General features: G+C 33.7%; 9 protein-coding genes. 1 reads left to right on the top strand and 8 read right to left on the bottom strand.

The annotated features are described in order from the left end of the window. Positions 1-99: 99 nt before the first annotated feature. The 8 genes from AB3G39_RS00695 to AB3G39_RS00660 all read right to left on the bottom strand — a co-directional run bounded on the left by AB3G39_RS00695 (position 100) and on the right by AB3G39_RS00660 (position 11,617). Positions 100-1,323, bottom strand: a complete 1,224-nt coding sequence (locus tag AB3G39_RS00695) for an NAD(P)/FAD-dependent oxidoreductase (protein ID WP_369765785.1) — start codon at positions 1,321-1,323, stop codon at positions 100-102. Positions 1,324-1,352: 29 nt separating this feature from the next. Continuing rightward, positions 1,353-2,030, bottom strand: a complete 678-nt coding sequence (locus tag AB3G39_RS00690; RefSeq protein WP_367773230.1) for a glycerophosphodiester phosphodiesterase — start codon at positions 2,028-2,030, stop codon at positions 1,353-1,355. A gap of 83 nt (positions 2,031-2,113) precedes the next feature. Then, positions 2,114-3,775 carry an alpha-amylase family glycosyl hydrolase gene (locus AB3G39_RS00685; protein ID WP_369765784.1) on the bottom strand — a complete coding sequence of 554 codons (1,662 nt, stop codon included), beginning with the start codon at positions 3,773-3,775 and terminating at the stop codon, positions 2,114-2,116. A gap of 47 nt (positions 3,776-3,822) precedes the next feature. After that, on the bottom strand, positions 3,823-5,700 hold the full coding sequence (locus tag AB3G39_RS00680; RefSeq protein ID WP_369765783.1) for a glycoside hydrolase family 13 protein: 1,878 nt from the start codon (positions 5,698-5,700) through the stop codon (positions 3,823-3,825). A 177-nt stretch (positions 5,701-5,877) separates the two neighbouring features. Next, complete coding sequence (locus tag AB3G39_RS00675) at positions 5,878-8,172, bottom strand: glycoside hydrolase family 65 protein (protein ID WP_369765782.1); 2,295 nt, start codon at positions 8,170-8,172, stop codon at positions 5,878-5,880. A gap of 53 nt (positions 8,173-8,225) precedes the next feature. Further along, positions 8,226-8,882, bottom strand: a complete 657-nt coding sequence (pgmB, locus tag AB3G39_RS00670; RefSeq protein ID WP_367756796.1) for a beta-phosphoglucomutase — start codon at positions 8,880-8,882, stop codon at positions 8,226-8,228. Further along, a complete protein-coding gene (locus AB3G39_RS00665; protein WP_367773238.1) occupies positions 8,875-10,404 on the bottom strand; it encodes an MFS transporter in 1,530 nt (509 codons plus the stop codon). The genes pgmB and AB3G39_RS00665 overlap by 8 nt, the downstream gene beginning before the upstream one ends. A gap of 193 nt (positions 10,405-10,597) precedes the next feature. Then, positions 10,598-11,617, bottom strand: coding sequence for a LacI family DNA-binding transcriptional regulator (locus AB3G39_RS00660; protein WP_369765781.1), 1,020 nt, complete (start codon positions 11,615-11,617; stop codon positions 10,598-10,600). A 229-nt stretch (positions 11,618-11,846) separates the two neighbouring features. Here AB3G39_RS00660 and AB3G39_RS00655 point away from each other — a divergent pair, with 229 nt between their 5' ends. Then, positions 11,847-14,789, top strand: a complete 2,943-nt coding sequence (locus AB3G39_RS00655) for a SusC/RagA family TonB-linked outer membrane protein (RefSeq protein ID WP_369765780.1) — start codon at positions 11,847-11,849, stop codon at positions 14,787-14,789. The last annotated feature ends 2 nt before the right edge of the window (positions 14,790-14,791 follow it).

Here is a 14,791-nt window from a genome sequence, read left to right as displayed (position 1 = left end):
TCGAATGGAATAACTTGATAGTAAAATTATTAGATTCGTCTTAATGAAAACTTAGCAAAGGTGTAATTTCTTGTTAATTAATGGTTTGTAAAATGTTTTTTATATGGCATTCGCCAATATAAATCCGCTTGTCCATGCATTTTGAAAGTTAAATCCTCCTGTAATGGCATCAATATTTACTATTTCTCCAGCAAAATATAGATTTTTATGCAATTTGCTTTCCATAGTTTTGAAGTTGATTTCTTTTAAGTCAATTCCGCCAGCAGTTACAAACTCTTCTTTAAAAGTGCTTTTTCCATTGACTTGAAAAGTTCCATTTGTCAATTGATTGGCTAAGTTTTGCAATTGAGTTTTTGATAAATCAGCCCATTTTGTAGTACCGAGCGTAGTCGAGGTATCAATTCCTGAGGAAAGAACTAAACTTTCCCATAAACGGTTGGGGAAGTCAAATGGTGATTTCTTAGAGACCGCTTTTTTTGCGTGTTCTTGTTTTAATTCCTTTAATTTTTTCTCTGCATCAGTAGCGTCAACATCATTCAGCCAATTCACGAATATGGTGAACTGGTAATTTTTGTCATGTAGTATTCGGGCACCCCAAGCGGATAGTTTTAAAACTGCTGGTCCACTCATTCCCCAGTGCGTAATCAATAGAGGACCTGTCGATTCGAGTTTGCTGTCTTTTACTTTTACTGTTGCTAATGCAGCAACTCCGGGTAATTCCTTGATTCGTGAATCCTTGATGTTAAAAGTGAATAGGGAAGGGACTGGGCTTACAATGGCGTGACCATACGTTTGTAGCATTTCCCATATTTTAGGATTGCTTCCGGTGGCAAGAATTAATTTCTCCGCAATGTAATTCTCGCTTTGCGTTTCTATTTTCCAAATATTTTCTTTTTTGAAAATAGATTGTACACTTTGTCCTGTCAAGACTTTTATGCCTAGTTTTTGTGTTGCGGTTAAAAAACAATCAATTATGGATTGTGAGGAGTTAGAAACGGGAAACATTCTTCCATCGTCTTCCATTTTTAATTCTACGCCATGTTTTTCAAACCATTCAATTGTATCTCCAGAACAAAACTGATGGAAGGGACCGCGCAGTTCCTTTTCTCCACGAGGGTAAAATTTCACCAATTCATTGGGTTCAAAACAAGCATGTGTCACATTACATCTTCCTCCGCCCGAAATGCGTACTTTTTGCAATACTTCTGCTCCACGTTCTAGGATGGCGACTTTGAGTTTTGGGTTTTTCTCAACGATGTTAATGGCAGTAAAAAAGCCTGCTGCACCACCACCTACTATTATTATATCAAAATCTTGATTCATATTTTTGTTGTTTTTGCTTAAAGCAAAATTTATAATCTATCGGGAAAATCAGATATGATTCCGTCTACTTGATATGTTTTTATTCTTTTTATGTCTTCAGTTTCATTGACCGTCCAAGGGAATACTTGAAATCCTTTTTCCTGTAATTGGGCCGTATTTTCTTTGTTTAACAAATGAAAATAAGGATGAATGGATTTTGCTTGGATAACTTTGGCGAAAGCCAATGCCAGATCCAAATCCGTTTCTGTTATAACCCCAATAGGAATTAGTGCGTTTGCAGCAGCCACTTTTTGTAAAGCGTTCCAATCAAAACTAGAAACCAAAAATTGACTGTATATCCAGTTTTTTTCTGAAACGTATTTTTCAATTAGATCCACTACTTTATCTGCAGTTTCAAAACTTTTTAACTCAATATTGATGTCACATTTTTGATCAATCAAGTTTAGAACTTCTGATAAAGTTGGAATATGATGTTCTTTTTCTATGAGAAAACGTTTTAATTCAAGCAATGAAAACTGTTTTACAAAACCTTTACCATTGGTTGTTCTATCGATTGTTTCATCGTGAATAACCATTAATTCATTATCTACACTTAAATGAACGTCAAGCTCAATTCGATTAGCATGAAGGTCGATGGCTTTTTGAAAACCTATTAAGGTATTCTCGGGTTTATGCCCTTTTGCACCTCGATGCCCAATTTTTAACATGGTATAGATTTTTTACAAAGGTAGCTAAAATAAAAAAGCACAAACCGTGTTTGGATTGTGCTTTTCATATTTTATGGGACTGTTTATTTTTCTAATAGAATAATATCAAATGGAGAATCGATGGTCACCTTACCATTTGTTACTGTAGTTTCTTTTCCAGAATAGGCATCTTTTAATTTTGTTCCATTAGCAAAAATAGTTCCTACTGAAAGTTCTTTTTTGCCTATTGGTAAATCCAGTCCAATAACTACTTTATCAGTGTAATTCCCTTTAGAATACGTTCTTGAAAAAGTATAAGGTTGCGCAGAAATTTCTTGGTGAACTCCAGCTCCAATTGCGGGATGATTTTTTCTAAACTGTCCTAGTTTTTGCCAGTGTAAAAGTGCTTTTTGCGTATCAGAATTTGTTGTTATATCGTCCCAATTCATCATGGATCGCAAGGTGGCATCGCCTTCTGTACCTTCGACAATTAAAGAACGCGCTGACTCGTCTCCGTAATAGACTTGTGCAAGTCCTGGAGAAAGCAATAATTTTGTTGCAGTTTCTTTGTTTTTGGTTCTTGCCGCATCAAAAGGGCCTCCATCATCATGTGAAGACAAATAGTTTAAAACACTATATCCTTTTAATTCTCCGTTTAAGATTTTAGAATATTTAGAGAATATAAATTCATAGTCTTTTTGTGCATCCCATTTGAATTCGAAATTGATCATGTTGTTAAATCCGTTTTCGTAATAGTTTACTTTTTTATCTCCAAAATCAAAATATTTACCTGCACTAATGTTGTAATTGTAGACTTCGGCAATGGTGTAAAAAGAGTTGTTATCTAGTACTTTCGTAGGATTGTTTTTTTTCCAAGTTGCAAATGCATAATTACATTGTGTTTTGAAATCGGACCAAACACTTTCATTAGTATGTTTAACCGTATCAGCTCTATAACCATCAATTCCGTATTCAGCGATATAATCGGTTAGCCATTTTATGATATAATTTTTTGGGGTTCTAGGGTATCCCGTTCTTTTGAAAAATGCATCCAATGAAGTGACTTCTTTTTCATAACGCCCTTCTTTTTTCCATTTTTCGATTAAAAAAGGAGGAAGTGTAACTTCTTGATTGCTTTCGGTTTTTACATCGGGAAGGTTTTTTACTAAGGTACAAACGGTTGTAGTTTCAAAGGATTTATAATCACATTGTGGTCCTGTTCGCACCCAATCCGAAGGCCAAATAGTGTCATCATTTGTTACTGGTCCAGTGTGGTTTATTACGCCATCTAGAATAATACGAATGCCATGTGCATGTGCTTTTTGAACCAAAGCGGCCAAATCTTTTTTAGTTCCAAAGTTAGGATCTAAAGCAGTCCAATCCCTAGCCCAATAGCCATGAAAGCCATAGCTTAAGCCAGTTCCTTCGTCAACGGCATCATGTATTTGTTCTACAATAGGTGTAAACCAAATGGCATTTATTCCTAATTTATCAAAATACCCTTCGTCAATTTTTTTAGAAATACCTAGAATATCTCCCCCTTCAAAACCACGAAGTTTTCCAGCAGTTTTATTTCGGTTAAAGTTTAAATCATTGGATTTATCTCCATTGTTAAAACGATCAGTCAATAAAAAATAAACACTTGCTGACTCCCAAACAAATGGGGTTTCACTTATTGAATTATTTTTCTTAATTGTTTTTGTACTGGAACAGCTAGCAAAGAATGCCATTGTAAAAAGTAAAATGAGGGCTGTATTTTTTTTCATATTTTTATTCGAAAAGTAAATTAAAGAGATGTATCAAGTATCTAAAACTATTCTAATTCTAATATCAAAACAGATTTACTGTTTATATTAATTTCATTAGATAAGTTATAAGTATGATCAGTTAAGATATCTTTTCCTGTTTTATGGGTTTTGATGTTTTCTTGAAAACGATCTGTTTTTATAGTATGATCTTCCTTACTATTGTTCATAACAATCATTACCGTTTTGTTTTCGGTATATCTAAAATAAACATAGACATTGTGTTCGGGGATATAGTGGGTCATTTTTCCGAAATGAACCGCTTCATTGGTTTTCCTCCAATTAAAAAGTTTCGAAGTAAAGTCGAAGTATTGATTTTGCCAGTCTGTTCTTCCTTCTTTTATGAATGCATTATTTTCATCATTTTTCCAACCTCCAGGAAAATCTTGTCTAATATCAGCATCTCCTTTGTTTTTATCTCCTCTCATTCCTATTTCACTACCGTAATATAATTGAGGAATTCCTCGTACAGTAGCGATCAAGGCCATTGCCATTTTATACTTGTTGAAATCATTATTGTAGAGTTCGTTAAATCGACTGGTGTCATGATTTTCAGCAAAAACCATAATGTTATTTGGATTTGGATATAAAAAATCTTCTGTAAAATTATCATACATTTTCACCATCCCTTTGTTCCAATTTCCATCATCTTCGTTAAAAACAGTCTCAATAGCATCATGTAACGTAAAATCCATTACACTTGGTAAGTTTGAATTGAAGTTTTGGATGGCTCCAATTTTACTATCTTTTTGCCAATACGCCATTTGAGCTTGACTTTGCATCCAAATTTCCCCTACAATATTAAAATTTGGGTATTCATCAGTAATTGCTTTTGTCCAAGAGGCAATTCCTTTAGGGTCAGAATAGTTGTAGGTGTCTACTCTAAAGCCATCTACATTTGCATATTCAATCCACCAAATTGCATTTTGTTTCAAATAATTTAACACCAAAGGATTTGATTGGTTCAAGTCGGGCATTGAGGGAACAAACCAGCCATCTAAACATACTTTTTTATCAAATTCAGAGGCGTTGATGTCGGTGATTGTTGATCTTTTATGATTGGTTTGCGTATAATTATCAAATTGATGTACCCAGTCTTTTGTTGGCAAGTCTTTCATCATCCAATGTTCAATTCCCCAATGATTGGTTACATAGTCCATGACTAATTTCAAATCTTTTTTATGCATTTCTGATGACAGACGAACATAATCTTCATTGGTTCCATAACGAGGGTCAATTTTATAAACATCAGATTGCGCATAAGTATGATAAGAGAAAGCGGGGTCATTATCCTCACAAAGTGGTGTACTCCATATTGCTGTTGCTCCCAGCGATGAAATGTAGTCTAAATTGTTTATAATACCTTGTATGTCTCCTCCATGTCTTCCACCAGGTAAATCACGATTGTATTTTTCGACAGTGTTGTCGTTACTGTCATTGTCCGGATTTCCATTAGCAAAACGATCGGGCATTAATAAATATAACATATCAGAGGCATCAAAACTTTTGCGTTGAGCAGAGTTTTCACGTCTTTTTTTGATGGAATATTTTTGAGTAAATAGTTCTTTGTTGTTGCTTTTAAAGCTAAAAACTAAATCGGTAGAAAGTGTTTTTTGTGTGTCAATAGTCACAAAAATATAGTTGGGATTTTCTGTTCTTTTGACATTGATTATTTTGGTTTCATTTGAAACGGTGACTTGATATTTAGCTATGTCTTTGCCATAAAACATAATCTGTAAATTTGGATTATGCATTCCCGCATACCAAAATGGAGGTTCGATTTTATCGATTTGAGCATTTATGGATAGGGACATAAAAAAAAGGAATAGGGTTATTTTTTTTATAAAAGCTTTGTTTTTTGACTGCGTGTAACCAAATTTATTCATATTTAAGGATATTTTGAACATTATTGAAATTATTTTATGGTAGATGGTTAGAAAAGTAGGATTACTAAAGAAGTATTAGTTTAAATTAAACAATCCCAATAAAATTGGGATTGTTTGTAGGCAAATTAGCCTTTTCTAAGAGAAAGAATTATCTACAAGTTCTTTACAATTAAATTGTTATAGAGTAGGGGAAACAACAACTGGTTTGCCATTTACGATTATTGTCAATTCCTTTGTTCCATCTACTGAAAAAGTGGTTTGATTGTGATTGATAGCCACTTTTAGAATTTGATTTCTGAAATTTATTTTAAAGGAGTACCCTTTCCATTCTTTTGGAATTTTTGGAGAAAAGTGCAGCGTGTCATTTTTTACTCGCATTCCGCCAAATCCTTCTACGATACTCATCCAGGTACCGGCCATTGATGTAATATGACACCCTTCTTCTACTTCTTTGTTGTAATCATCTAGATCTAGTCGCGATGTTCTTAAGTAGAATGTATATGCCATTTCCATTTTGTCAAGGGAAGCCGCTTGAATGGAATGAACACAAGGCGAAAGAGAGCTTTCATGTACTGTGAACGATTCGTAAAACTCAAAATTACGTTTCAGTTCCTCTTTAGAGAAATGCTCTTCAAAGAAATAGAAACATTGTAATACATCGGCTTGTTTGATATAAGGAGAACGTAATACTCTGTCCCAAGACCATTTTTGATTGATAGGGCGTTGTGATTTGTCTAAGTCTTTTACAGGAACAAGATCTTTATCTAAAAAGCAATCTTGTTGCAAGTAGATTCCTAGTTCTTCTGATTTTGGGAAATACATATTTCCTGCTACTTTCTTCCATTCTTGCAATTCAGCATCAGATAATTTTACTTTCTCAATAATACGTTTATGATCTGATGGGTATTCTAAAGAAACTTTCTGAATTTGTTCTTGCGCATAATCAATACACCATTTAGCAATATAATTGGTGTAGAAATTATTGTTGATGTTGTTTTCATATTCATTAGGACCTGTAACTCCTAGAATAACATATTGATTTTTGTCTTTGGAGAAATTTGCTCTTTGATGCCAAAAACGAGCGATACCTATTAATACCTCTAATCCTTTTTCTGGGATGTAAGAATAATCGCCAGTAAAACGGTAGTAATTGAAGATTGCAAAAGCGATAGCCCCATTTCTATGTATTTCCTCATGCGTGATTTCCCATTCATTATGGCACTCTTCACCATTCATGGTAACCATCGGGTATAATGCTGCGCCATCTTTGAATCCAAGGTTTTTCTCGGCATTCTCAATTGCTTTATCCAGTTGATTGTAACGGTACGTCAATAAGTTTCGAGCTACTTGTTGGTCTTTGGTCGCCATATAAAATGGAATACAATACGCTTCAGTATCCCAATAGGTTGATCCTCCGTATTTTTCTCCAGTAAATCCTTTTGGACCGATGTTTAATCGGCTGTCTTTACCTAAATAAGTTTGGTTCAATTGGAAAATATTAAATCGGATACCTTGTTGCGCTTTCACATCACCATCAATAGTAATATCTGACATTTCCCAAATTTTTGCCCAAGCATCAATTTGATCTTGTAACAATTGATCGTACCCTTTTGTTAAAGCAAGTTGGATTGCTTTTTCGGCTGCTGTAAAAGTATTTGTATGATTTAAAGAAACGGTATATCCCCCTATTTTTTGAATAGATGATTTTTTGCCTTGAGCGACAATAACAGCATAACTACTTTGAATTTTGTCTGTACCTGTTTCAAAGTTGCTAGGTGAAATATTTAAGTTTCGACCATTTTCTAAGATGCTGTTTTGCATAAAAGTGGTCACTTTGAAATGTGTTTTGAAGGTTTGTGCTGTAACAAAAGCTTCGTTGCCTACATGTTTTACTTCAAGTGGCTCCCAGAATTTTTCATCCCAGTTGGCGTCCTCATTTGTTACACCTGCATCGATGTACGGTTTGTAAACTATTTTTGCGTCTTTATTTAATGGCGTAATTTCATAATTTATGATACCTACTTCGTCCAAATCCAGTGAAAGTAAGCGATGTACGTTTACGGCGATTTCAGTACCATTTTTTAGCTTGGCTTCAAATGAACGGTTGTACCATCCTTCTTTCATATTCAATTCACGACGAAAATGGTTTACTTCAACACAGGTGTTTAAATCTAAATTCTCGCCATTGATTTCAATATCAATTCCAATCCAGTTGGGTGCATTCAATACTTTCGCAAAATATTCAGGGTAGCCATTTTTCCACCAACCCACTTTAGTTTTATCTGGATAATAAATCCCAGCAATATAACTTCCTTGAAAAGTAGGGCCAGTATAATTTTCTTCAAAATTAGCACGTTGTCCCATAGCACCATTTCCAATACTAAAAAGGCTTTCTGATGATTTTACGCTTTCTGAATCAAATCCTTCTTCAATGATGGACCAATTGTCTGGTTTTATATAATCTTGGTTCATTTTTTTAATTTTATTTAAATACTGAAAATTAGCTTTCCAATAATTTCAATTCTTTATTTATTAATCAATTTTTCGATGAAAGCAAATTCAATATGAGTGAAATCCTCAAAAATATACTTAGCTTCATGAAGTGTTTTTTCTTCGCCAATTCCTATGCTTGTCATTTTACCAATATTGGCTGCTTGAACACCAGCAACAGAGTCTTCAAAAACAATAGCATCTTCCGGTTTTGATCCTAATAATTTTGCTGCTATCAAGAAAACTTCTGGATCAGGTTTGGCATTGGTAACATCATTCCCGTCAACAATAGCATCAAAATAATGTATGATTCCTGTTTTTTCAAGAATAGGTCTTGCATTCTTACTTGCTGATCCTAATGCTATGGGTTGGTTTTTATCTTTTAAAAACTGTAGAATAGGCATTACTCCGGGTAAGATTTCACTTTGATCCATATCAACAAGATAGGTGAGATATTCTTCATTTTTTTGAATCAACCATTTGTTTTTATCTTCTTGTGACGCTTCAACTTTTCCTAATTCTAATATAATATCAAGAGAACGTACACGACTTACTCCTTTTAATAGTTCATTGTGTTCTAGTGTGAAATCAATATTTAATTCTTGTGCAATTTTTTGCCATGCTAAATAATGGTACTTCGCGGTATCTACTATAACTCCGTCAAGGTCGAATATGAATGCTTTTTTATTCATTGATTGTAATTTTGGATTCGTCATTAATAATAAGAGCAATAATTCCGGCAAGAATCATGGAAGCTCCACCAATTAATAATGCGTATATGGGTTCATTGTTAAAAATTTGGGATACTAAAAATCCTAGAATGGATGCAGCAACTAGTTGCGGAATTACGATAAAGAAGTTAAAAACTCCCATGTAATACCCCATTTTGGCAGAAGGTAAAGAGCCAGATAACATAGCATAGGGTATTGATAAAATACTTGCCCATGCAATTCCAACTCCTATCATTGGAAGCCATTCCATAGTAAATGTGGTAGGTTCTTTTATGAAATAGATAGATATAAGACCAATTCCACCGCAAACTAATGCAGCAAAGTGGGTGAATTTTCTACTCGTGTATTTTGCTAATAAGGGCAATAAAAAAGAAGCGATTGCGGCAATTAAATTGTAGTTAGCAAACATTTCTCCCACTTGATTTGCTCCTGTATTGTAGGCAACTGATGTGGTATCAGTCGTTCCGTAAATATGTTGTGTTACGGCAAGAGTGGTGTAAATCCACATGGAGAAAAGGGCAAACCAAGAAAAGAATTGTACCCAAGCCAACTGTTTCATGATTTTTGGCATAAACTGGAAATCATTCATAATGGTAACAAAACCATTTTTGGTGTTATTGGTTTTTTGCATTAATCCTGAAGCAACCATTGCGAGACCACCTAAGCCAATAAGCCCAAGAGATAAAACGTATAAATCTTTCTTTAAATCAAAATGATAAATTACAAATGAAAATAGGATACTTACAATTAAAAATAGAGTTCCCTTAGTTAAATGAGATTTTCCGTTGGAGGTAAACCATTCTGCTGAATGATCTTCTTTTACAAACGTGATTTCTTTGTGTTTTTCAAAAGCGGCTAATTCTTCTGGAGAATATTCTTTGGACGTAATTACAGTCCATAGAACAGTAACTATAAATATAATACCACCAAAATAAAAGGAATATTTTACAGAGTCTGGAATAATACCTAAAGGAGCAGTGTTTTGAACACCCAAATGAGTAAAAATTAAAGGCAATTTTGACGCAAAATAGGCACCAATTCCAATGAAGAAACTTTGCATAGCAAACCCCATGGTACGTTGCTTTTCAGGAAGATTATCTCCTACAAATGCACGGAATGGCTCCATAGAGACATTGATCGAAGCGTCCATAATCCAAAGCATTCCTGCCGCAATCCATAACACTGGAGAGTTTGGCATAACAAATAGAGCTGCCGAAGCTAAAATTGCTCCTGCTAAAAAATAAGGTTTTCTTCGTCCTAATTTGGTCCAAGTTCGATCAGAGAAATAACCAATAATTGGTTGAATAATTAATCCAGTTAAAGGAGCAGCAACCCATAAAATAGGGATGTCATCAATGTTTGCACCTAAAGTCTGAAATATTCTACTAACATTAGAGTTTTGCAATGCAAATCCCATTTGTATTCCTAGAAATCCAAAACTCATGTTCCAAATTTGCCAGAAACTTAACTTACGCTTTTCCATTATCGTAATTTATATTAATAATACGATAAGCGCGATGCTTATCAAAACTTGTTCTTATTTTCGAAGTAAAAGTAAAAGCTTTGAGGTGGGTGTAAATATAAAATTTTTTTCCAAACTTCTATTTTTAACTTTTAAAAAATAGGAAAATATTTTACTACAAGGTTGTAGTAATGAATTATATAGAATTAAAAAGCTAATTTGTGGATTCTCTCTCTATAAGATGTGTTTCTATCACTTCAGTTTTATAATTTTCCTCTTCGTCTTCTTCTAATTCCAATCGGTCAATAAGCATTTTTGCCGCTTTATTGCCCATTTTTATTCCATTTTGACTTACAGTTGTAATAGTTGGCGTAGAATATTTTGAAATAATCCCATCCGTAAAAGCAATTACTGCAAAATCTTCAGGAACGCTTAAGCCAATTTTACTGGCTGTCTTTATACAAGTTACGGCAAAAAGTTCATTTACGGCGAAAACTGCATCAATGGCCTTGTCTTCCAATAATTTTCCAATAATGATTTCGCATGTATCAATATCTTCAATTTTGATAATTAGGTTTTCGTCGAAAGGGATGTTATTGTCTAATAATGCTTTGGTATACCCATCGGTCCTTAGTTTACCTACACTTACATAATCTACGGTGGTGACTAATGCTATTTTTCTCTTGCCTTTATCTATTAAACTTTGAACGGCTTCGTAAGCTGCAGATTTGTCATCAATAATAACTTTGTCACAAAGAATATCGTTAGTGACACGATCAAACATAACTACGGGCATCCCTTGATTAATGACTTCGGTAATATGATTGAAGTCTCCTTTTAATTGGGTTTCTTTAGAAAGAGACATGATAAATCCATCGATACTTCCGTTTGCTAGCAGTTCCATGTTAAGTACTTCTTTGTCAAAAGAGTCGTCAGAGAGACATATAATTACACTATATCCATATTCATTGGCTACTTGTTCAATTCCGTTGATGACTGTCGAAAAGAAATGATGGACTATTTCTGGTATAATAATTCCTATGGCTTTCGTTTTTCGATTTTTTAAGCTTAGGGCAATATTGTTTGGTTTGTAATTATAAAACTTAGCAAAAGCTTGCACTTTTAATCGAGTTTCTTCACCAATTTCTAAACTATTTCTAAGCGATTTTGAAACGGTGGAAATAGAAACATCAAGTTCTTTTGCAATTTGTTTGAGTGTTACTTTCCTTTTCATAATTGTAAAGTGAATAATTATTTTAATATTCGTAATAAAGACAATGTTTGTTTTTATTTATGGCAATTTAACCCTTATAAAATTAAATAATGTAGAAACTTTTCAACACTATCACGTTTTCGTAAGCCAATATGAAAGGGGCTTCGTTGGGCACATCAAATTTTACATAAATTTAACGCTCGAAGTAAGAGTAAATCTCAAAATAAACAAATTAATTTAAACAAAAAGTATGAAAACAATTTATAAAAAGTTGTTATTTTTAGTACTGCTATTGCCTTTTAGTATTCTTGCTCAGAATACTCTTGAAGGGACTGTTCTTGATAAAATATCGGGACAGCCAATTCCTGGGGTAAATGTAAATGTACAAGGCGCAGTAACTGGCGTTTCAACAGATTTTGATGGAAATTTTAAAATATCAAATGTAAAGAAGGGTGATCAAATCGTTTTTTCTTTTATCGGATATAAAAGTACAGTTATAAATTATACAGCTCAAAAATCTGTAACAGTTTCTTTAGAAGAAGATCAAAATCAATTAAAAGAAGTTGTAATCCAAGTAGGTTACGGTACTGTTAAGAAAAAAGATGCAACTGGAGCCGTAACTGTTTTATCAGCAAAAGATTTTAACAAGGGGCCTGTAACTTCTGCAGATCAAATGATTCAAGGAAAAGTAGCTGGTTTACAAATTATTAATGGTGGTGGTTCACCTGGAGTTGACCCGGTTATTAGAATTAGAAGTGGGTCTTCACTTTCAGCAAGTAATGATCCATTATATGTAATTGATGGTGTGCCAGTTGCAAATGGTGGTGTAGAGGGTGGTAGAAATCCATTATCTACTATTAATCAAAATAATATTGAATCTATTTCAGTATTAAAAGATGCTTCTGCTACTGCAATTTATGGATCACGTGCTTCTAATGGTGTAATCATTATTACTACTAAAAAAGGAAAAGCAGGAGAATTGCAAGTTTCTTATAATGGTAATCTTCAGGTTTCTGAAATTACTAAAAAAGTAGATGCATTATCAAGTACTCAATTTAAAGAGTTTGTTGCAGCAAATGGAAATGCAGCTCAACAAGCACTTGTAGGTACTGCTAATACAGATTGGCAAGATGAAATTTATAGAACAGCAATTGGAACGGATCATAATGTTGCCTTAAGTGGTGGTGTTGATAATGTAGTGTACAGAGCTTCTGTAGGATATGCTAATTTGAATGGAATTTTAAAAAGAGATAATATGCAAAGAACTTCTCTTGGGGCTAATGTTACAGGAAATTTCTTTGATAAACATTTGAAAATTGAAATAAATAATAATACATCTGTTATAAAAAGTAATTACAGTACTACAGGTGCTGTTGGTGGAGCGGTTAGCTTTGATCCTTCACAACCAGTTAGAAATGCTGATGGTACTTATTTTCAATGGCAAACTTCTCCTACTGAAATCAATCAATTAGCGGGAGTTAATCCACTTTCTCAAATCGAACAACAAAACAACTATGGTAGTTTCTATAGAAGTATTGGAAACGTTCAGTTGGATTATAAGTTGCATTTTTTTCCAGACTTAAAAGCCGTAGCTAATTTTGGATATGATCAAATGACTGGAACTGGATATGGTAATACAGCGGCAGATTACCGTAATGGGTTTTCAGGTTCAGGATATAACAATATGTATAAAAATTTAGAGTCTCGTGATAATAAATTAATGGACTTGTACTTGAACTACAATAAGAAGGTTGAGTCTATTGATACACAATTTGATGTGACAGGGGGATATACGTACCAAGATTTTAAAGAATCAAAAAACAAGTCTTCTTATAATTTTGAAAGAGGAGTGACTAATAATGAGTTGTTTACGCCAACACGTATCAACTTGCAATCGTTTTTTGCAAGAACAAACATTACCATTGCAGATAAATATTTATTGACAATGTCTTTGAGACGAGATGGTACATCTAGATTTACAGAGAATTACCGTTGGTCAAACTTCCCAGCAGTTGCTGTGGGATGGAAATTAAACGAAGAGAACTTCTTGAAAGATGTGGAAGCTATTTCTAGTCTTAAATTAAGAGGAGGTTGGGGTATAACGGGACAACAAAATATTGGTAAATCGTATCCTTCAATTCCGTTGTATTTAGCGTCTAATAATGCTGCTCAATATCAAATAGGGGATACTTTTTATACTACTTATAGACCAGAGCCGTACAATAGCAATTTGAAATGGGAACAAACAACAACAGTAAACGTTGGTCTTGATTTTGGATTGTTCAATAATAGAATAACAGGTAGTGCTGATGCTTATCAAAGAATTACTAAAGATCTCTTATTGTTTACTTACAATCCGGCTTTCTTTGGTTTCTCAAATCAAGACAACTATAATATTGGGACAATCGACAACAAGGGAATTGAGTTAGCTGCTGAAGTTATTCCAGTGAGAAATGATAATTTTCAATGGACTATTGGTGGGAATGTAACTTTTCAAGATTCTAAAATCACTAAATTAACTACGACTCAAGACAACACTCCTGGTATAACTGATGTGGGGTCAATTGACGGAGGTACAGGAAACTACATTCAAAGTCATCAAGTTGGTTATGCGCCAAATTCATTCTTTGTTTATGAGCAAGCGTATGGAGCCGATGGTAAACCACTTGAAGGCGTTTTTATCGATAGAAATAAAGATGGTATCGTTAATGAAAGTGATAAATACCGTTTTCATAAACCAGCAGCTGATGTCTTTTATGCTTTTAATACAAGTGTAACTTATAAAAACTGGGATATGGGAATGAACTGGAGAGGTTCATGGGGTAATTATAATTATAACAACGTAGATTCTAATAAAGGGGTTTATAATAATGTTTTAACGAGAAATACCGATTTAAATAACGGAGTTGCTAACCTTTTAGAAACCGGTTTTACTAAATCAAATGATTTTCAATTGCATTCAGATTATTACATCCAAAATGCTTCATTTATCAGATTGGATAATGTGAGTGTTGGATATACTTTTAATCAAAAAGAAAATGCTACATCATTAGTTAAATTAACATTATCTGCACAAAACATTTTAACAATCACTAAGTATGATGGTTTAGATCCAGAGATTTCTGGAGGTATTGATAAAAATTTATATCCTAGACCAATCACATTTACGTTAGGTTTAAACGTTAATTTCTAATA

Source organism: Flavobacterium sp. WC2416, from assembly GCF_041200095.1.
Taxonomy (GTDB): Bacteria; Bacteroidota; Bacteroidia; order Flavobacteriales; family Flavobacteriaceae; genus Flavobacterium.
Note: the sequence above shows the minus strand (reverse complement) of the source record. Positions and strands in the feature narration are given on the sequence as shown.